Source organism: Rhodococcus sp. p52, assembly GCF_000763325.2.
GTDB lineage: Bacteria > Actinomycetota > Actinomycetes > Mycobacteriales > Mycobacteriaceae > Rhodococcus > Rhodococcus pyridinivorans.
The window spans coordinates 923,772-943,146 of the sequence record NZ_CP016819.1; the positions used below are offsets into that span (position 1 = coordinate 923,772).

At 65.6% G+C, this 19,375-nt stretch carries 16 protein-coding genes and 1 pseudogene; 8 read left to right on the forward strand and 9 right to left on the reverse strand.

Features of this window, described 5'->3' with window-relative positions; all coding sequences use genetic code 11:
• Positions 1-35 precede the first annotated feature (35 nt).
• Together IM25_RS04085 and IM25_RS04090 are read right to left on the reverse strand one after the other, a co-directional pair.
• Positions 36-1,139: an XdhC family protein gene (locus IM25_RS04085; protein WP_006551033.1), complete on the reverse strand. Its 1,104-nt coding sequence runs from the start codon at positions 1,137-1,139 to the stop codon at positions 36-38.
• 21 nt (positions 1,140-1,160) lie between these two features.
• Entirely contained in the window at positions 1,161-2,558 is a 1,398-nt protein-coding gene (locus tag IM25_RS04090; RefSeq protein ID WP_065995780.1) for an amidase, read from the reverse strand.
• A 141-nt stretch (positions 2,559-2,699) separates the two neighbouring features.
• On the opposite strand from IM25_RS04090, the gene IM25_RS04095 reads away from it, so the two are divergent.
• On the forward strand, positions 2,700-3,875 hold the full coding sequence (locus IM25_RS04095; protein WP_065995781.1) for an MFS transporter: 1,176 nt from the start codon (positions 2,700-2,702) through the stop codon (positions 3,873-3,875).
• On the opposite strand, the gene IM25_RS04100 is transcribed toward IM25_RS04095, so the two are convergent.
• Together IM25_RS04100 and IM25_RS04105 are read right to left on the reverse strand one after the other, a co-directional pair.
• Positions 3,845-4,807, reverse strand: coding sequence for an alpha/beta fold hydrolase (locus IM25_RS04100; protein ID WP_033098459.1), 963 nt, complete (start codon positions 4,805-4,807; stop codon positions 3,845-3,847). The two genes, IM25_RS04095 and IM25_RS04100, sit on opposite strands and share 31 nt — an antisense overlap.
• 88 nt (positions 4,808-4,895) lie before the next feature.
• Positions 4,896-5,867, reverse strand: coding sequence for an LLM class F420-dependent oxidoreductase (locus IM25_RS04105; RefSeq protein WP_033098460.1), 972 nt, complete (start codon positions 5,865-5,867; stop codon positions 4,896-4,898).
• Between the two features lie 1,341 nt (positions 5,868-7,208).
• Here IM25_RS04105 and IM25_RS04110 point away from each other — a divergent pair.
• Positions 7,209-8,423, forward strand: coding sequence for a cytochrome P450 (locus tag IM25_RS04110; protein ID WP_006551038.1), 1,215 nt, complete (start codon positions 7,209-7,211; stop codon positions 8,421-8,423).
• A 97-nt stretch (positions 8,424-8,520) separates the two neighbouring features.
• A complete protein-coding gene (locus tag IM25_RS04115) occupies positions 8,521-9,561 on the forward strand; it encodes an NADH:ubiquinone reductase (Na(+)-transporting) subunit F (protein ID WP_019290748.1) in 1,041 nt (346 codons plus the stop codon).
• Positions 9,562-10,164: 603 nt separating this feature from the next.
• Here the strand turns inward: IM25_RS04115 and IM25_RS25950 are convergent.
• Positions 10,165-10,347, reverse strand: coding sequence for a hypothetical protein (locus IM25_RS25950; RefSeq protein WP_138941515.1), 183 nt, complete (start codon positions 10,345-10,347; stop codon positions 10,165-10,167).
• A gap of 399 nt (positions 10,348-10,746) precedes the next feature.
• On the reverse strand, positions 10,747-11,841 hold the full coding sequence (locus IM25_RS04120; protein ID WP_033098444.1) for a VOC family protein: 1,095 nt from the start codon (positions 11,839-11,841) through the stop codon (positions 10,747-10,749).
• A 222-nt stretch (positions 11,842-12,063) separates the two neighbouring features.
• On the opposite strand from IM25_RS04120, the gene IM25_RS04125 reads away from it, so the two are divergent.
• From IM25_RS04125 to IM25_RS04145, 5 genes are all read left to right on the forward strand, one after another.
• Complete coding sequence (locus tag IM25_RS04125) at positions 12,064-12,942, forward strand: acetaldehyde dehydrogenase (acetylating) (RefSeq protein WP_006551041.1); 879 nt, start codon at positions 12,064-12,066, stop codon at positions 12,940-12,942.
• Positions 12,939-13,994 (forward strand): 4-hydroxy-2-oxovalerate aldolase, encoded by a 1,056-nt coding sequence (gene dmpG / locus IM25_RS04130; protein WP_033098445.1) that lies wholly within the window; start codon positions 12,939-12,941, stop codon positions 13,992-13,994. The genes IM25_RS04125 and dmpG overlap by 4 nt, the downstream gene beginning before the upstream one ends.
• 14 nt (positions 13,995-14,008) lie before the next feature.
• Complete coding sequence (locus IM25_RS04135; RefSeq protein ID WP_033098446.1) at positions 14,009-15,487, forward strand: aldehyde dehydrogenase; 1,479 nt, start codon at positions 14,009-14,011, stop codon at positions 15,485-15,487.
• An 87-nt stretch (positions 15,488-15,574) separates the two neighbouring features.
• A complete protein-coding gene (locus IM25_RS04140) occupies positions 15,575-16,327 on the forward strand; it encodes an SDR family NAD(P)-dependent oxidoreductase (protein WP_024102192.1) in 753 nt (250 codons plus the stop codon).
• Positions 16,328-16,352: 25 nt separating this feature from the next.
• Complete coding sequence (locus IM25_RS04145; RefSeq protein WP_006551045.1) at positions 16,353-16,778, forward strand: tautomerase family protein; 426 nt, start codon at positions 16,353-16,355, stop codon at positions 16,776-16,778.
• Positions 16,779-16,846: 68 nt separating this feature from the next.
• On the opposite strand, the gene nphA is transcribed toward IM25_RS04145, so the two are convergent.
• The 3 genes and pseudogenes from nphA to IM25_RS04160 form a co-directional block, all read right to left on the reverse strand.
• Positions 16,847-17,374: an NADH-dependent flavin reductase gene (nphA, locus tag IM25_RS04150; protein WP_033098461.1), complete on the reverse strand. Its 528-nt coding sequence runs from the start codon at positions 17,372-17,374 to the stop codon at positions 16,847-16,849.
• Between the two features lie 28 nt (positions 17,375-17,402).
• A pseudogene (locus IM25_RS04155) lies at positions 17,403-18,059 on the reverse strand (4-hydroxyphenylacetate 3-hydroxylase C-terminal domain-containing protein); the annotation flags it as partial.
• Between the two features lie 41 nt (positions 18,060-18,100).
• Positions 18,101-19,338, reverse strand: a protein-coding gene (locus IM25_RS04160; RefSeq protein ID WP_157126919.1) for an IS3 family transposase whose coding sequence is annotated in 2 segments (ribosomal slippage) — positions 18,101-19,023 and positions 19,023-19,338 — 1,239 coding nt in all. Because the reading frame shifts where the segments join, the coding sequence is not laid out codon by codon here.
• Between the last annotated feature and the right edge of the window lie 37 nt (positions 19,339-19,375).

The following is a 19,375-nucleotide window of genomic DNA, read 5'->3' on the forward strand; positions in this document are numbered from 1 at the left end:
CCAGTCGTTCACCCCTGCGTGGGAGACACGTGACATTAGAGGGCTGTGGCAACACCGTCAATCGCAGGCGGACAAGCCGCAGGTCGGGCAGCACGTCCCGCCGGGACCCGGTGGATGGGTCCGCGCAGTGTCGCGAGGCTGCGTCCGGTGGCACCGCGCGTGCTCACGAGGACCTCGGCGAAGATCGACACGGCCGTTTCCTCCGGGGTGCGCGCCCCGAGGTCGAGTCCGATCGGCGAGTGCAGCCGTCCCAGTTCGTCGGCGGACAGACCGGCCTCGCGCAACAGGGCGACCCGGCGCTCGTGTGTGGAGCGGCTGCCCATCGCCCCGATGTATCCGGCCTCGCAGCGGAGGGCCCGTTCGAGCAGTGGGATGTCGAACTTCTCGTCGTGGGTGAGCACCGCGACGACCGTGGTGGGGTCGATCGGCGCCGACTCGAGGAAGACGTGCGGCCACGCCACCACGACCTCGTCGGCGTCGGGGAATCGGGCGGGCGTCGCGAAGACGGGCCGGGCGTCGATCACCGTCACGCGGTAACCGGCAAACTTCCCCAGCGTGCACAGGGCGGACGCGAAGTCGATGGCACCGAAGACGTACATCCGCGGTCGCGGCGCGAAGATCGCCACGATCTGCGCACGCCCCTCGTCGACATAGACCTCCGAATCGCCGTAGGACAGGCGCAGGCGCACCTCGTCCCCGACGTCGGTGCCGTCGTCCCCGTCGAGGGTGACCACACGATGGTCGGCGGACTCCCGATCGGTAACGACGGCGACCGGCTCTCCAGCCCCGATCCGCCGTGCCACCTCGGGGAACTCGGGATAGGTCGCGGCATCGACCCGCTGCACGAACACCTCGATGGTGCCGCCGCAGGTCAGACCCACTCCGAAGGCGTCGTCGTCAGTGACGCGGAAGACCTCGGTCCGTGCACGTCCGTCGGCGAGCACGTCACCCGCGATGTCGTACAGCGCGCCTTCGATGCACCCTCCCGAGACACTGCCCACCACCTCGCCCGACCGCGAGACGGCCATCGCGGCGCCGGGTTCGCGCGGCGACGACTTCCAGGTGCGCACGACGGTTGCGAGCGCGAACGTCTCACCGTCGTCGAACCATCGCGACAGCTCGTCGAGAATGTCCCGCACAGCGGTCTCCTTACCGGTGTGTCACAGACGCGCGGCGACGGCCAGCGCGACGTGGTCGTGGAAGGGGCGCGCGACGACCTGCACGCCGATGGGCATGCCGTCACTCGTCCGCCCGACAGGGACGACGACGGACGGGAGGCCGGTGACGCTGATCGTGCGGCAGCTCGCCAGTGCCTCCTGCCAGGTGAGCAGCCGGTCGCCGACAGCGAAACGATCGTCGCTGAGCGGAGGCGCCCCGATGGACGCGACCGGCAGCACCAGCACGTCGCCCATCTCGTCGAGCAGGCGATGGATCAGCGCGGTGCGCCACGCCCAGAGGCCCTCCACCTCCCGATGTTCGGCGCGACCGGCCGTGGACAGCAGGTCGCGGATGACAGCACCGAAGCGGTCGGTCCTCGCCAGCGCGTCGATGTCGGCGTGGGTCTGGGTGGCCCTCAGCCGCCCGAACAACTCGTTCCCCTCTACCAGGGCCGACCCACGGTATTCACGGGCACCGAGGCGCCGCGCGCTCTCGCGGACGACGTCCTCGATCTCGTCGTCGACGGGCACGGTGCCCTCCCCGGGCGCCCAGGTGATCGTCAGCGTGTCGACGTCGACGGTCTCCGGGTCGGTCCACGCGACGTGCGGTTCGGAGATCATGCGCAGGGCGAGGACGAGGTCGTCGAGGTTCCGTGTCATGGGCCCGACGGTCTGCAGCGCGCCGTGCACCGTCGTCGGATTGGCACGTACATGATCGCCGGCGAGCACCCCCGGGTACTGGCCGTCCGCGGACACCCGGCCGACGGTGGGGCGGATCGAGCACAGGCCGGTGCAGTGCGCGGGCCAGCGCACGGCCCCGCCGAAATCGGTGCCCAATCCGAGGACGCTCATGCCCGACGCGATCGACGCGGCTTCGCCCCCGCTGGATCCGCCGGGTGAGCGCGGCGACTCGGGGCTGCCGAGCGGGTTCACGGCCGGTCCGAACATCTCGTTGTCGGTGAGCCCGGAGGTCCCGAATTCGGGCGTGTTGGTCTTGCCGACGAGGATCGCGCCGGCCGCCTTCATCGCGGCGACGGCCGGTGCATCGACGACGGGGACGTTGTCGGCCAGCGCCCTCGAGGCGGCCGTCGTGCGCACGCCTGCGGTGGCGATGAGGTCCTTGACGGTGAACGGCACCCCGGCGAGCGGACCGGCCACCTCTCCGCGGTCGAGGCGTCGGTCGAGGGCGTCGGCCTCGGCGAGGGCACTCTCCGCCGCGACGGTGACGATCGCGTTGAGGCGCGTGTTCTGCTCGGCGATCAGGGCGAGATGGTCCTCGACGACCCGACGGGCGGTGACCTCGCGGTTGCGGACCACGGCGGCGATCGACCGCGCGTCGGCGCCGGTCCACGTGCCGGTGCGCTCGGTGTCGAGCGTCGGGGATCGACCGTCTACCGCCACTGGCCCTCCTTGGTCTGCGTTCGACGAGAACGCTATGGCCGGCTCCGGGCCCCTCCTACGTCCACACTCCACAGGAAGCCGGTCGCCGCGGTGTGAAGAGTTGATACTTTCCCGCCGGAACGGGCCTGAGAGGATCGGGGAATGATTCCGTCCTGGGCTCGTCTCGCGTTCGCCGTATTCGCGGTGAGCTGGGGCGCCAATCAGTTCGCTCCGATGCAGCTCGTCTACCGCGACCACCTGGGACTCGGCAGCGACTCGTTCACCGCCATGCTCGGCTCCTACATCGTCGGGTTGATCCCCGCCCTGCTCTACTTCGGGCGCGTGGCCGACCGGATAGGGCGTCGTCCGGTGATCCGGGCGATGATCCCGGTGAGCATCGTGTCGTCGGTCGTCCTGCTTCTCGGCGCCGATATCCCGGCGTTGCTGTATCTCGGCCGGGTCCTCGCCGGATTGGCATCCGGGATGGCGTTCGGAGCCGGCACCGCGTGGATGAAGGAACTGAGCGAAGGTCCAGGTGTGGGAGCGCGCCGAGCCGCCGTCTCACTGTCGGCGGGATTCGGCAGCGGCGCCCTGTTCGCCGGTCTCATCGCGCAGTGGCTGCCCGCCCCCGACCGTCTGCCCTATCTCGTGCACATCGCTCTGATGGTGGTCGCGCTGGTACTGGTGTGGACCGTCCCCGACGCCCACCGGCCCCGCACCGTGCAGGGCTCGTGGTGCCTGTCGACGCTGTCGTCCCCGCGCTTCCGCTGGGGTGTCGTGCCGTGGGCCCCGTGGGTCTTCGGATGCGCGACCGTCTCGTTCGCCACGATGCCGCCGATCGTCTCGGACCGTGTGGACAGCGTGGCCGTCGCGTTCACCGGCGTGGTCGCCGCCCTGACCCTGCTCACCGGTGCGTTGATCCAGCCCGTGGCCCGGCGCATCACCCGGCACGGTGAGGACCGTGGCGTCTGGACGGGGGTGGGTCTCGGTGTGCTGGGCTTCGTGACCGCCGGCGTCGCAGTGCTCGTCGACGGCCCGGTATCGGTGCTTGCCGTCCTCGTCACCGCCGTCCTTCTCGGCGGGGGTTACGGCATGCTGCTCGTCTCCGGTCTCGTCACCGTCGAGCACATCGCTCCGCCGGACGAGCTGGCGCAGACCGTCGCCGTCTTCTACTGCCTGATCTATCTGGGTTTCGCGGTGCCCTTCGTCATCTCGCTCGCCGCACCCCACGTCGGGTTCGTCGCATGCTTCGCGGTCGCCGTGGCACTGCTCGTGCTCGCGCTCGTCCCCCCGAAGTTGCTCGCCGATCAGGAAGCGACCCTCGTCGGCTCGCGCTGAGCGAGGCCGACGGGGTCCAGGCCGACGGGGTCCAGGGCGCGCACGTGCCCGAGCAGATCCGACAGCGCACCGGCGACCTCCTGGGGACGGTCGGCGAGCACGCGGTGACCGGCACCGACGAACCGCACGAGGTTCGCGTGCGGCAGCCGCGCCGTCATCATCTCCGACAACGACAAGGGCACGAAGACGTCCTCCGTGCCCGCCGCGACGACCACCGGCACTCTGGCGAGCACATCGAGGGCGGCGGACTCGTCGAGCACCGCGAAGTCGGCCAGCAGTCGCGACCAGGTGACGACGGAGGTCTCGTTCGACAGCGCCGATCCGACCACCCGCAGCCACGATTCCTCCGTGCGCCTGCGTGCGGCAACCGTGCACACCCGGCCCCCGGCGCGTTTCGACAACTCCATGACGCGCGGTGCACGCGACACCGCCCGGTGCACGATGAAGGCGGCCGGATGCCGCAGATAGCGTCCGATACCGCCGTCCGCGAGTCCCGATGCTGCGGTGGCGAACAGGCCGACACCCACGATGCGGTCGCCGACGGCGTCAGGGTGACGACGGACGTAGGACAGTGCGACCATGCCGCCCATCGAATATCCCGCCAGCACCACCGGTCCGTCCGGCGCGAGGGTCCGGAGCACCGCGTCGAGGTCGTCGGCCATCCCGGAGACCGTGCACGCCGTGACGTCGCCGGTCCCGGAACGACCGTGTCCTCGCTGGTCGTAGCGGACGATGCGCAGACCCGGCAGGTCCACCGATTCGCAGACGGCATCCCAGCTCGCGGCGTCCTGGCAGTGGCCGTGCAGGCACACGAGGGTCAGACCCGCATCCCGCGATCCGGTCACCGTGGTGGCCAACGGCACTCCGTCGTCGGCAACCACGGTCACACGAGCGATCGTGTTCGGGTCCGTACTCGACGTCGGCTCGGCCATCTCGCCTCCTGCACAGCGCATCTGCAGGAGTTGTCGCGTCGCCCTCGGGTGCCGTTAACCACCGACATCGAATCGTGACGTCCGGTCGTCAGCGCGGGGCGAGCGCCCGGATCATCGGTGCGGGATCGCCCGAGGGCACCAGGGCGATGGCCGGGGTGGTCACACCTGCCTCGACGTAGCGCTCCACATGCTCGCGGCAGGCCTCGGGTTCGCCGTGGATCACGAGGGCGTCCACGACGTGGTCCGGGATCGCTTCGAGGGCGGCCTTGCGGTCGCCTTCCGCCCACGCCTTCCACATGCCGGCGAAATCGTCCGAACGGCCGAGGAATTCGTGGAAGGCCCGATAGACGGGGACGTTCATGTAGGCGGCGATCATGCGGCGGCCGATGGCGCGGGCGGTCTCGGTGTCGAAGCCGGGGAGCACGAAGATCCGCGCGACGATCTCCTTGTTCTCGCCGCCCTCGTGGACGTAGGGCGCCACGGTGCGGACGTCGTCGGCGGACAGCCAGTTGATGATGGCGCCGTCGGCCTCACGTCCGGCCAGACGCAGCATGCCCGGGCGCAGTGCCGCCAGCAGCACCGGCGGCGCCGGGTCGGATACGACGCCGGCCCGGAAGCCGTCGACGGCGAAGGTGTCGTACTTCTCGGAGACCTTCTCCCCCGCCAGCGCCGCACGCAGGAACCGCAGGGTGTCACGGGCACGCTTGAACGGTTCCTCGAAGGGGATGCCGTTCCACTTCTCCACGATGACGTCGGAGGAGGTGCCCACCCCGAGCACGAAGCGGCCGGGTGCGGCGGCGGCGAGGCTCGCGGCCGACATGGCCAGCGTCGCGGGGCCGCGAGTGTAGACGGGGACGATCGCGGTACCCAGGCGCAGGCCGGGAGCCCACACGCTCGCGAGGGTCAGCGGGGTGAACGCATCGGCAGCGCCGGCCTCGGACGACCACACGTCCGTGTACCCGAGATCGGGGAGCTCTTCGATGATGCGTCGCTGGTCGGGCAGGGGGATGCCGTCGAGCGGGACGGTCAGGCCCCATCGTCGTGTCGTGTTCTCCGTCATGACCGTCACCCTAGCCACACTGTGGTTCAGGTCATATCCGGGCGTGTCCCGCCCCGGGCGATCGAGCCCGCCCCGCGCCCACTCCGGTCCTCGGTGTCCGGTCAGCTGTGTCCAGACTCTGTCCGAAGGTGCGCAAAGGAAGTCACGACGACCGCATCAGCCGATCGGTGCATTGAGGCTAAATCCTGTTGACGGCGCTCGGAAGTCGGACAGTTCCGACCACGCTGATGCCGTCCCGACGGAGGTCCGCGATCTGGATCCGCTAGTCTTCGGGCAGACAGAGGGAACTGATCTCGCGGACGACGAGGCGGTCGAGTGTGGCGACGGTCGTGATCGATCTGCCGTCCCACTCGAGGATTTAGCCGTCGGCCCAACTCCCCGGCGGCAGGTCGGGCTCCAACCTGTCGAGCGACGGTGCGTACGCCCTATCGGCGGGCACACAGCTCGAGGAATCGTCGGGGTTTGGCAGACAGTGGGCGCCGCCCCGCGCCCTATTGACATCTCGAGTCGACGGCACAGCCTCCAGATGTGCAGGTGCGTGTCGCACACGATGGAGTGCGACCACCTCGGGGCCAGCTGCTCACTTTTCGACCGGACCCAACAACGAAGCTCAGGGATGCTCCCCGAATCATCCCTGACACGTCTCATTTCCGGTGCAGCCGAAAATGTCCCGACGATTCACCCTTTCCGTTCGGCTATCCCGAACAGTGCGACGCACAGCCGACGATTCCGACCATCCTCGTGACATCAGACACAAACCGACGCGGTTCGGTGAAGTTGGGAAGCCGGATCCTGCGGGCTCATGCCCGACGCTATTCGTGTGCGCGCCGCCCCCCGCCGGCCGCCACACCACCTCTCACTCCGCCGCAGGTGACGAAGGAGAACGACGCATGAGTGACCGCCGCGACCGGTTCGATATCCAATCTCTGGCGCACGCGAAACCACTGAGCCTCCAACCCCGGGGAACTGAGATCGTCTTTTCGCGGTTTCTAGGCGTGGACGGGGCCCCATAGTGAGGTCCGAGCAGCTTGTCTGCGCTGCTACGAAGATCCGCGCCAGTGGCGTCCGAGGATGAACGAGGCCCCTGACACACGACTCGACCGTGCAGCACTTCGTACCAGCTCTCTCGACGCTCTAGAGCGCAGCACACGCTAGCGATCAGGTCCCATCAGACATCCCGATAATCGGCACACCCAACTGACGTTTGTCGCGGCCAGATCACACAGACATTTACCAGCGCTTCGCTGACCCGACGATCACCTCCGCCTGGTCAACCGAAGCAGCTCACAGCCGCCTCAGCCCGCATCCCGGCTCGAAGCACCCGAAATCAGAAGGAGCATGATGACTTCCACCCGCAGCTTCATCGACGAAATCACCATCGAGGAGCTCGAGGCCGATCCATACCCGTTCTACGAGCGCCTCCGCAAAGAGGCACCCATTGCCTACGTTCCCGCCCTCGGCATGCACATCGTCTCGACGAAAGAACTGTGTGCTGAGATCTCCAAAGACGACACAACCTGGCCTGCGGTGATCTCCGCTGCCGGCGGCCGCACCTTCGGCCCTCAGGCATTGCTGAATACCAACGGAGACGAGCACCGCAATCTGAGGGACATGGTCGAACCACACCTGCAGCCCTCAGCCGTCGACAAGTACATCGACGATCTCGTCCGACCGTTTGCGCGACAGCGCATTGCCGAGTTCGAGAACGACGGGCACGCGGATATCGTCGCCGCCTACTGCGAGCCGGTGAGTGTCCGCGCACTGGGCGACCTGCTCGGTCTCGGGGATGTCAGCACCGAAAAACTGCGCGAGTGGTTCCACAATCTGAGCGTGTCGTTCACCAATGCGGCAGTCGACGAAAACGGTGAGTTCGCCAACCCCGAAGGGTTCGCCCCCGGCGACCGCGCCAAAGCGGAGATCATCGCGCATGTCGACCCGAAGATCGACAAATGGATCGTCGAACCGGACCATTCAGCCATCTCGCACTGGCTGCACGACGGGATGCCGGAGGGCCAGACCCGCAGTCGCGACGTCATCTACCCCAACCTGTATGTCTTCCTGCTCGGAGCAATGCAGGAGCCCGGTCATGCCATGGCCACGACCTTGGCCGGACTGTTCAGCCGACCGGACCAGCTCGAACGTGTCATCGACGATCCGACTCTGATCCCCCGCGCCGCATCCGAGGGCATGCGCTGGGTTGCCCCGATCTGGTCCGCCGCGGTCAAGCGTGCCGCGAGAGAAGTTACCGTGGGCGGGGTCACGCTTCCTGAGGGTTCAATCGTGATGCTGTCGTACGGTTCGGCCAATCATGACGAAAACGCGTACAACGCCCCCACCGAATACGACCTCGATCGTGCCCTGGTGCCGAACATGACCTTCGGCGGCGGAAAACACGCATGCGCCGGAACCTATTTCGCCAATGCAGTCGTCCGAATCGGACTCGAAGAATTGCTCGAGGCAATTCCGAACATCGAACGAGACGAAACCCACGAGGTGGACTTTTGGGGATGGGGTTTCCGCGGCCCCAAGCAGCTGTTTGTCGAATGGGAAGTGTAGGCGACCTCGACCTCACCCCTTCTGAATCATCTGCACAGATACGGCGAGCATCGGGAACACCCGAGGTTATCGATATTGAATTGGAGCGCTACCGGAAATGTCTGATCAATATTTGGTCCGTATAGAGGGAAAGAACACGGACATTGCCGTTGAAGAAACCCAATCCATTCTCGATGCTGCCCTGCGGGCCAACGAGTGGCTGCCCCACTCGTGCACTCAGGGAACCTGCGGGACATGCAAACTCAAGGTGCTGCGCGGTGAGGTCGACCACCGTCAGACTCCGGAGTACACCCTGACCGTCGAGGAAAGGGCCGAAGGACTGGCTCTGGGGTGTATGGCCACTCCCCGCTCGGACTTGACCGTCGAGCCGCTCGGCAACGTCAGCGATGACGGCGTGCCTCGTCATCCTCTACGCGACTATGAAGGCACCGTCGTCGTGTTGGACGACATCGCTGCCAACACGCGCAGACTGGTGATCGAGTTGGACACTCCGATGCAGTTCAATGCCGGTCAGTACGCCGAACTCATCGTTCCTGAGCACGCAGGGGCGCGGCAGTACTCGATGGCTAATCCTCCGACCGAGACTCGGCGGCTGGAATTTCACATCAAGCTCACCGCGGGCGGGTTGTCGACCGATGGGTGGATCTTCCGCTCAATGACGCTCGGGGAACGAGTCTCGCTGCGCGGCCCCCTCGGGCAGTTCAATCTCGTCGCGAAACAGGATGAACCGGCGATCTTGATCGGCGGTGGGACGGGGTTGGCTCCACTGAAATCGATCGTCCAACACGCCCTCGTCGAGGACCTCGTCCCAGAACTGTTCCTCTACCACGGCGGCCGCCGGCGGGAAGACCTCTACGATGTCGAATTCTTCCGCGATCTCGAACACCGGCACCCGCATTTCCACTACCGACCCGTTCTCAGCGAGGAGCAGTGGGAAGGGGCAACCGGGCTGGTCACCGATGTCGTGGTCAGCGACTTTCCCTCGTGCAAGGGGATGAGCGCATTCCTGTGCGGCCCACCCGCGATGGTCGATGCGGCGGTCAAGGCACTCAAGCGCAGGCGTATGGCTCCTCGATTGATCTTCCGCGAGGAGTTCGCCATCACGCCCGCAACCAGCACAGCGCCGGCAGTGCTCTGACCTTCAGGATCCACCACGACAAGAGTCTGGGGCAGCGCGTATGTACTCGCTGCCCCAGACTTTGTTCGTTGCCAGTTCATTCGCCCGGGGACGTAACCCGCAGATCTTCCGCAAAGCTGGACCCGAAGGCCGTTCTGCAACCCCGCCCCCGTGAACCGCCGAGCATGCAAGAACCCCAATTGCGCGACTTCAGTGACGTCGGCGGATGCACGGTCCTGCGCGGTTAGGCGTCCCCGTATCCAGCTCGCGTCCTCGGATGTTCCGAGTCCCGATTTATCGAGCATGGCAAGTGGCGGGAAATATTGCCTTCAGCCCGAGTAATCCGAGGAGGCTGGCTCGCCCGGCAGCTCGCTCTGCGCTCTGCTGCAGTTCACCAACGGCATCGGTCCATCAGTCTTGACCACCGTGTTCACAGGCAATCGCCCCTCCGAACCAGGGGCGGCCATCACCTCGGCCTTCGTCACAATCCTTGGTATCGCGACTGCCGGCCTTTTTCACATTCCTCCCCCTGCCCGCCACAGCTCTAGGCGAGCACAAGCATCTCGTACAGGCCAGTACTACTGTGCACCAGAGCAATGCACCATCGAATTCGACAGTATGTCTTCACAACTGATGCGGGATACCCACACGAGACATCCTCTCGAGGTCGAGAGCAGACTCGACAGCCTCGATATCAACGGCCTCCATAGGGCGACCGGTCAGCGCTTGCAGCACTACCTCGAGATCGCGTGCGGTCACCGATTCGGTCGTCGAATCTGATACTCGATAACGAATGGGATACTCCATGACATCTCCTGACAGGATAGGGAGACAAGACATCTGGTAGCACTGCTCAACGGACCCAGCTGGGCTGCGACGGTATCCCTGCGAACTTCGCCATCAGCGCCAGCATCCCTTCCCAGGGTGGAGTTGACGCTCAATGCCGTCATCCCGAACCGACACCGATTTCCTTCACAGCAGAGGAAGAACTCGACCGCCCCGGACCTCATTCGAAACCACCCGCCGATGGACATCGCCCCTCAGTCCGTCGATTCGACTACACCAACGGCAATTCTGTATGGGAAGCGCTCCTGTACACACAAAGGTCTCCGATGTGGAGAGTTGTTCAACTCGCTGTCCACATCGGAGACCTCAGGCTCTCAACAACAATCACACGATTGCGGTTGAGCGGGTGCACGATCCCAATCAGGCGGGCGAACCGGAAACCGCCCGCGAGTGGTCGATGTCGTCCGGGATGGCCTGCTCGGCAGCAGCCACATCCGGATCCTCGATCGGCGCGCCGGGACCGAAGTGGGCGAACTTCTCGATGTGCTGATCCAGCGCGAGCGGATTGGGAGTGCCATACGTAAAGTACGTTTCCCACGGCAGCTTCGCACCGCCAACAGCGAGACCGGTATCGATGTCGGACATCTGCCAGGTCTTGGTCTCAGCGTCAGGATCGAGATGCAGATAGCCGGCTTCACCGAACAGCTCGATACGGTTTCCACCGGGCTCGAACACGTACAGGAACTGCCCCTGGGTGATGCCGTGCTTATCCGGACCAGCCTCGATCCGGATGTCATAGTCACGGAACATCTCGACCGCGTCGGCCAGGTGCTGTCCGGTGCCGTAGTAGAACGCCACGTGATGAAGCTTGCCGTTCCCACCGGTCATGTCGCGCATACAGGCAACTTCGTGACCGAGCAGGTTCGAGCTCATCCACGCCCCGATTTCGACGTTGCCGTCGACGACACGTTCAGTGGTCCGGAACCCGAGGTGCTGCTCGAACGATTCCTTGAGCGCGGTGACATTCGACGCCATCAGGTTGAGGTGATCGATGCGCTTGACCGGAATACCCGACAGCGGCTTCTTGGAAGGACGCGAAAGGATCTTGCTCTGCAGTGCCGTCGGGGCGACGTACTTCTCGACCTCCCACAACAACTGCAGGTTGTGTCCATCCGGGGACTGGAACTCGAAGGTCTTGCCGTAACCGAACTGGTCCTCGCTCCACTTACCGTCGACGTTGCCCTGCTCGAGCGATGCCACCCGACGTTCGAGTGCTTCCGGAGAGCTCGCGCGCAGCGCGGCGTGACCCATTCCTGCCTCGGGTGCCTCGGTGACCTTCAAGCTCCACTGGTACGGATCCTCGTAGCCTCGAAGGTATACGGACTGACCCTCCCGATGAGTGACATACATGCCGAGGAACTTGGTGAAGAAGTCGAGCGTCTCCTGCGGCTTGGGAGTGAACAGTTCGGCGCGGGCGAGATGCGCGATATCGAATCGAGCAGTGAGTTCGGTCATGGCTACTCCTGATCTGAGCTGTCCGGGCGAGCTGCACCGGGCTGTGGTGGTGACCACGAGCTTGCGGCGATGTAAACCAGGCAGTCGCCGACATCCGGGATAACCGAACAGGGACGTTCCCGACCGCGCACATGTTCAGGACCACGGGATTTCCGCCTTCCGACCAGCAACCCCTTCCTAGCGTCGAGCCCATTACCCGAGAGTTCAGGGAAGGCCGCACAGATGAGTCGATTGAAAGCTGCGATCGTCGGATCCGGCAACATCGGAACAGACCTGATGTACAAGTTGCTGCGATCCGAGCACGTCGATCCCATGTACATGATCGGTATCGATCCGACCAGCGAGGGGCTCGAACGAGCCCGACAGGAAGGCCTCGAGGCCTCCGCAAAGGGAATCGACTGGCTACTCAACCGGCCCGACCTTCCCGACGTGGTCTTCGAAGCGACATCAGCGAAAGTCCACGCCGCCGCTGCCCCGCGCTACGCCGAAGCCGGCATCCGCGCGATCGATCTGACACCTGCCTCAGTGGGCCCGTACGTGGTGCCGGCCGTGAACCTCAGCACGCACCTGGACGCGCCGAACGTGAACATGGTCAGTTGCGCCGGCCAGGCCACCATCCCGATCCTGTATGCCATCAACGAGGTCGCCGACGCGTCCTACGGCGAGATCGTCGCTGCCATCGCCTCGCACAGCGCCGGACCCGGCACCCGGCAGAACCTCAGCGAATTCAGCGAGAAAACCGGCAAGGCACTTGCCCAGGTCGCCGGAGCCGATCGCGCCAAGGCCATCTCGGTGATCAACCCAGCCGAACCACCGATGAACATGCGCGACACGGTCTACGCCAAAGTCCGCAACCCCGACCCGGCCGCGATCGAGCGCGCAGTGATCGACATGGTCGCCAAGGTCCAGCAGTACGTCCCCGGCTACACCCTGCGCCTGGTCGACGTCGACGGCGACCAGGTCACCGTCATGCTCGAGGTCGTCGGCGCCGGCGACTTCTTGCCCACCTACGCCGGAAATCTCGACATCATCACCGCCGCCGCCGTGCAGGTCGCCGACGTCATGGCCCAGCGCACCCTCGTCAAGGAAGCAATCCAGTGACCACCACCGCCACCACCGATACACCCCGCAAGCTCACCCTCGTCGACACCACACTGCGCGACGGCATGTCGTCGGTCTCGCATCAGTTCACCACGCAGAACGTCGCCGATATCGCCCGCGGACTCGATCAGGCCGGCATCCCGACCATCGAGGTCGCCCACGGCATCGGCCTCGGCGCCTCGTCCATCCAGTACGGCTTCGCCGCCGCCACCGACCCCGAGTACGTGCGCGCCGCGGTCGACGCCGTCGACAACGCCGACATCGCCGCGCTCTACGTGCCAGGCATCGCTACCCTCGCCGAACTGCAAAGAGCGATCGACGCGGGCATCAAAACCGTCCGGGTAGCGGTGCACTGCACCGAAGCCGACTGCGGCCAGCAACCCATCGAATGGGCGAAAGAACACGGCCTCAACGTCATGACGTTCCTGATGATGAGCCACAAACTCGACCCCGAGCCGCTCGCCGAGCAAGCCGCCAAGCTCGATTCCTACGGCGCCGACGTCGTCTACGTCGTCGACTCTGCCGGCGCCATGGTGCCGCAGCACGCCGGCGAGCGCGTCGCCGCGCTGCGGCAGGCGATCTCCGCCGACATCGGCTTCCACGCCCACAACAACCTCGGGGTCGGTATCGCCAACGCTTTGGCCGCCGCGGAGAACGGGGCGACATTCATCGACGGATCTCTGCGCGGGCTCGGCGCCAGCGCCGGCAACGCCCAGACCGAGGTATTGGCCGCCGCGTTCGAACGAGCCGGCTGGGACACCGGCGTCGACCTGTTCACACTCATCGACACCGCCGAGCACATCGTCGCGCCGCTGATGAAAGAACCCCAGATCGTCGACGAGACCGCACTGATCCTCGGCTACGCCGGTGTCTACTCGACATTCTTCCACCCCACCAAACGCGCCGCGAAGAAATTCGGTGTCTCCACCCGCGACATCCTGATCGAACTCGGCCGACGCGGTGTCATCGGCGGCCAGGAGGACATGATCATCGACGTCGCTTCCGAGCTCGCCGGCCGCACCTACGAACTCCCGGCCCGCGCCGGAGTCTGACACAGGAGACTGTCATGACCCACACCCACAACGCACCGTCGACCACACAGGTCCGTCATCTCATCGGCGGCGAATGGAAGCACGCATCGGACGGAGCAACTTTCGAATCGATCGATCCGCACGACGGGTCGCTACTCGGTGTCGTACCCAAGGGCACCGCCGAAGACGGACAAGCTGCGATCACCGCCGCCCGCCACGCCTTCGACAGCGGGCCCTGGCCACAGATGTCGCCGAAGGAACGCGCAAAGATCCTGCACGCGGTCGCCGACAAGGTCGACGAGCACCGCGAAGAACTCGCCCAGCTCGAAACCCGCGACGGCGGTAAGGGCATCAACCAGTCCCTGCACGCCGAAATCCCGCGCGTGGCGCACAACCTGCGGTTCTTCGCCGACTACGCGTCGATGGCCGCCAACGAGGCCTACCCCGACGGGGATCTGCTGTCCTACGTGCTCTACCCGCCTGCCGGCGTGGTCTCGGCGATCAGCCCCTGGAACGCACCCCTGATGCTGGCCACCTGGAAGATCGCGCCCGCCCTGGCGTTCGGTAACACCGCAATCCTCAAACCGGCACCCCAAACCCCACTGACTGCACACCGCTTCGCCGAACTCGCACTCGAAGCCGGACTGCCCGACGGAGTACTCAACGTAGTACACGGTTTCGGTGGCGAAGCCGTCGCCGGCCCGCTGACCTCCGATCCGCGAGTCGACCGGATCACCTTCACCGGGTCGAGTGCCACAGGAGTCAAGATCCTTCAGGCAGCAGCACCCAACCACACGCCGGTCTCGGCCGAGATGGGCGGAAAGTCCGCGAACATCATCTTCGCCGACGCCGACCTCGACGTGGCCGTACCGATGTCGATCCGTGCGATCTTCGGCGGCAACGGACAGGTGTGCCTGGCCGGATCCCGACTGCTCGTGCAGAACAGCATCATGGACGAGTTCCTCGAGCGGTTCGTCGACGAGGCGAACAAGCTCAGCGTCGGCGATCCGAAGGATCCGTCGAACTTCATCGGCCCGCTCATCGAACAACGCCATCTCGACAAAGTCCACGGCTATGTCGAACTCGCGCAGCAGGAAGGCGGGAAAGTCGTCACCGGCGGCGCCCGTCTGACCGGCGACGCCCACGCCAAGGGCTTCTACTATCCCCCCACCGTCATCACTGGGCTGACCAATGACTCCCGGACCGCGCAAGAGGAGATCTTCGGGCCCGTCGAAACCGTCCTGGGGTTCGACACAGAAGACGAGGCACTGCGCATCGCCAACGACTCACGCTATGGCCTGGCCGGGATGCTGTTCACCCAGAACCTCGACCGCGCCCACCGGATGGCCGCGCGCTGGAAGGCCGGCACCGTATGGATCAACTGCTTCTTCGAACGCGACCTGCGTCTCCCCTTCGGAGGCGAAGGCGCCAGCGGCCTGGGACGTGAAGGCGGTCAGTACTCCCGCGACTTCTTCACCGAACCGCGCGCCGTGACCCTTCGGCTGCGCGGCTGATCCGGTCCTTCGACTCATCCACGTGGGCGGCCGGTGCAGTAGGTGCTGCACCGGCCGTCCCCGCTTCTCCCCGAGGAGTAATCACCCGTGACCTGCCCCAAGTTGTGTGTCGTCGTCGGCGCCACCGGTGCGATGGGCACCGAGTTCACCCGACGCCTGGTCCGTCGAGGCCTACGCGTGATCGCGGTCGCGCGCAACGCCGAAGACCTCAAAACCCTTGCAGCCGAAAACAGCCTGATCATCCCCTGTGTCGCCGACATCAGCGACGACAGTGCGATCGAGGCGATCTCCGCCTATGTCGACGCGCCGATCCGGATGGCCGTGTTCGCCGCGGGTCTGCCGGTACGTGGTTCCGCCGACACCATCAGCCCCGGCGAGCTTGCTGTAGGGGCGAACATCAAGGTCGGCGGGCTGGTACGGCTGCTGCACGCAGTCCGCGGCCAGCTGGTCCCCGGATCGCGATTCGTCGCCGTCGCCGGATCGCTCGGTTTCGAACCCGGCCCGCTCGACGCCGCGCCGGGCACCGTCAACGCCGCAGTGTTCAATCTGATGCGCCAGCTCAGCGCCCTGTACGGACCGAAGGGCATCACCACACACACCATCGCGCCCGGCCCGGTCGACACGCCACGGCTCCGCAAATTCGTCGAAACCGAAGCAGCCGAGACCGGCCGCGATCTCGACACCATTTGGGAGCGCTACCGCGCCAAGACCACGCTCGGCCGGTTACCGACGCTGGACGAGCTCGGCTGGATCCTCGAGATGCTGCTCGCCCCCGAGGCGAGCGTGCTGCACGGCAGCGTCCTCAACGTCGACGCCGGCACACGCCACGGCGTCCAGTAGAGCACCACTCCCGAAAGGCCCTCTCATGCCTGTTGCACATTTCCATCTGCTCGACGGACGGTTCACCGTCGAGCAGCGGCACCGTCTGCTTGTCGAGGCGAGCCACTGCTATTCGGAGGTTCTCGACTCCCCGCTCGAGCGAGTTCGGACCTTCATCGTCCGCTACACCACCGATGATGTCGCGGTCGCCGGCGCGGTTGCCTCCGAGAGCAGCACGGCTGCACCGTACTTTACAGCCATCGTGCTGGCGGGTCGTCCTCGCGCACAGCGCGAGGAGCTCGCGGCCCGGTTCACCGACCTGATCGTCGATGTACTCGGGGTGCCGCGTTCGGCCGTCCGTGGTCGGATCATCGAGGTGGACCCGGCGAACTGGTTCATCGGCGGCCACTCAGCAGCGGGGGTACGCGCCGACGAAATCGCCGCTCGCGCGGACAGCGGATCGTCCATCTGATCTACCCGACACCGCAAGGGGGTGGGATCGACCTTCGGCAATCCCACCCCCTGTCCGAGGGGTTTACTTCAGAACCCCCACGGGTCGTCGCGCAGCAACTCGAGCGACCGGAAGCTACCGGTGTAGAAGACGAGCGGATGTCCGTCGTCATACCACAGTTGCTCCACTCGGCCCACGTGCAACATGTGGTCACCGGCGGGATACGAGGCGTCCACCGAACAGGCCAGGTGCACCAGCGCGCCTTCGAGGAGAGGAACCTCCCGGCGCCAGACGAATCGCACCAGATCGGGTTGATGGGCAGCTCCTGCGAAGTGCAGTGACAACGGCTCCTGATCTGTCGCCAGGATCGAAACACCGTACTTGCCGGTCTTGTTGATCCGCTCGTTCATCTTGGCTCGGTTCGCGATGGATATCAGAACAAGCGGGGGGTCGAGCGAAACGGAGGTGAATGCGTTGGCCGTCATACCGTGCACCGACGCGTCGTCCTCGCTTTCGGCGGTGGTGACGATGGTGACGCCGCTGGCGAACCGGCCGAGGGCCTTCCGCATCTGTAGGGGTGTGACCTCGATCCCGCCGTTCGGGGTGTTGTCGGTCATGGTCGTGCTCGTCATCGTCGCGTCCCGTTCAACCACGCACGATCTTCAGATCATCATTGCTGATCAAGTCCGGACGTGTCCACCCGTCGACGTTGTACTCGGACATGCACTTCTCGGCGAAGCCCTTGAGCTCGGTATCCAGTCCCTGGGCCTGGTAGGCGAACAATGTCTGGAAGCGGACGGCCTCGTGGTCGCCACCGTAGTTGCGCTCGTACAGCTCGTGCCGACCTCCGAACTCGGTGCCCACGGCATCCCACAGCAGCTTGAGCAGCTGCACACGATCGATCGCGGTGATGCCGTTGGACCCGCGCACGTACTGGTCGAGGTAGGGCCGGATGTCGGGGTTACCCCAGTCGCTCGAATGCGAATTCAGGTAGATCAAGCTGCTACCGAGCGTCTGCTGGATGATCTCCTTGATCCGCGGATAGCCCACCCCCATGAACGTGCGATAGGCCAGACCGTAGTTCAGGTTCGGCTGCACAGCCCCGTTCACCCACTCATCGGGAGACTTGGCCATCGCATCCGACAAGCCCCAGAACATATCGCGCCAGTTGAGGATCTCGCCGATCTGCATCTGGACACCACGAAAATTGTTGGTACCTGTCGTCTCCACCGCCTTCAGAACACAGCCGGCGATGAAGTCGAGCTTGACCGCCAAGCGTGCACAACCATGGAACATGAACCGAGGGGCCTTCACCCCGGATCTTGGACACGGTGGGTGGTTGATTACGCCGCGGCTTGCAGCGTAGTGGCCCGGCGGGCCTCGTAGGTGGATGGGGAGAGATAGCCGCACCAGGAGTGACGGCGTCGGGTGTTGTAGCGGGTGGCCCACCGGAACACTCGTCGGCGGGCGTCGGCCTCGTCGCCGAAGGTCGCCGCACCGGCGAGGACCTCGCGCTTGAGGGTGGCGTTGAAGGACTCCGCGAGCGCGTTGTCGGCCGAGGAGCCAACAGCGCCCATGGACTGGGTGACGCCGAAGACGCGGCACAGCTTGGCGTAGTCCTTCGAGGTGTAGACCGACCCGTGGTCGCTGTGAAAGAGCGCGCCCTTCAGCGATTCGCGGTCGGCACGGGCGGCCTTGAGCGCGTCCTCAACCAGGCTGGTGCGCATGTGGTCGGCGACCGCCCAGCCGGCGAGCTTGCGTGAGCAGCAGTCGATCACGGTGGCCAGGTAGAGGTTCGACCCGTCCGCGAGCGGCAGGTAGGTGATGTCGCCGACGTACTTCTGGTTCGGCTCGGTGGCGGTGAAGTCCCGGTTGAGCTGGTCGGGGAACTTCTCCTCGGTCTGGTCCGGCACGGTGGTCCGCACGCGTCGGCGGAGCCGGATCCCGGCGAGCCCGTGCGCCTTCATCACCCGGGCGACCCGCTTGTGGTTCACGCGTTCTCCCTCGGGCTTGTCGTCGTTGAGTTCGGCGGTCACCCGTGGCGCGCCGTAGGCCCGGTCGCCGCCCTGTTTGGGGTCCTGGACGACCCGAATCTTCTCCGCGAGCACCGCATCAGCACGGGCACGCTCCTCGCGGGCAGGGGCTGCGGCAACCCAGGCGTAGTAGGACGAACGCGCGATCTCGATGACCTCGCACAACCGCTTCACCTCGAAGGCGTCTTGGTGGTCGGCGACGAACTGGAAGCGGCTCACCAGTTCGTCTCCCCAGCGAAATACTTGGCCGCCTGGCGAAGGATCCGCTTCTCGGTCTCGATCTTGGTCTTTTCCGCCTTCACCGCCGCGAGCTCGGCCTCAAGTCGGGCGATCTTCGCTGCCGGCGACTCCGGTCGGCCACCCGATGGCGGGGCCGCTCCGATCGCTGCAGTCCTCGACCCCGTGCCGTAGGTCTTCACCCACGCCGCCAACGTGCCCCGGGCGATCCCCAGGTCGTCAGCGATGCCGGCCAGCGTGGCCCCCGGGGTGGTCTCGAAGAGATCGACGGCCTGACGACGGAACTCCTCGGAGTAGTTCTTCCTGGCCATGAACTGGATCATCTCGCTTCCTCCAGCCACTGCTGGA

What these genes read in the sequence shown, in the direction of transcription:
- nphA (WP_033098461.1), bottom strand. Translation starts at nt 17,374, where the DNA reads ATGACCGACAACACCCCGAACGGCGGGATCGAGGTCACACCCCTACAG.
- IM25_RS04120 (WP_033098444.1), bottom strand. Translation starts at nt 11,841, where the DNA reads ATGACCGAACTCACTGCTCGATTCGATATCGCGCATCTCGCCCGCGCC.
- IM25_RS04100 (WP_033098459.1), bottom strand. Translation starts at nt 4,807, where the DNA reads ATGGCCGAGCCGACGTCGAGTACGGACCCGAACACGATCGCTCGTGTG.
- IM25_RS04095 (WP_065995781.1), top strand. Translation starts at nt 2,700, where the DNA reads ATGATTCCGTCCTGGGCTCGTCTCGCGTTCGCCGTATTCGCGGTGAGC.
- IM25_RS04105 (WP_033098460.1), bottom strand. Translation starts at nt 5,867, where the DNA reads ATGACGGAGAACACGACACGACGATGGGGCCTGACCGTCCCGCTCGAC.
- IM25_RS04125 (WP_006551041.1), top strand. Translation starts at nt 12,064, where the DNA reads ATGAGTCGATTGAAAGCTGCGATCGTCGGATCCGGCAACATCGGAACA.
- IM25_RS25950 (WP_138941515.1), bottom strand. Translation starts at nt 10,347, where the DNA reads ATGGAGTATCCCATTCGTTATCGAGTATCAGATTCGACGACCGAATCG.
- IM25_RS04110 (WP_006551038.1), top strand. Translation starts at nt 7,209, where the DNA reads ATGACTTCCACCCGCAGCTTCATCGACGAAATCACCATCGAGGAGCTC.
- IM25_RS04145 (WP_006551045.1), top strand. Translation starts at nt 16,353, where the DNA reads ATGCCTGTTGCACATTTCCATCTGCTCGACGGACGGTTCACCGTCGAG.
- IM25_RS04135 (WP_033098446.1), top strand. Translation starts at nt 14,009, where the DNA reads ATGACCCACACCCACAACGCACCGTCGACCACACAGGTCCGTCATCTC.
- IM25_RS04115 (WP_019290748.1), top strand. Translation starts at nt 8,521, where the DNA reads ATGTCTGATCAATATTTGGTCCGTATAGAGGGAAAGAACACGGACATT.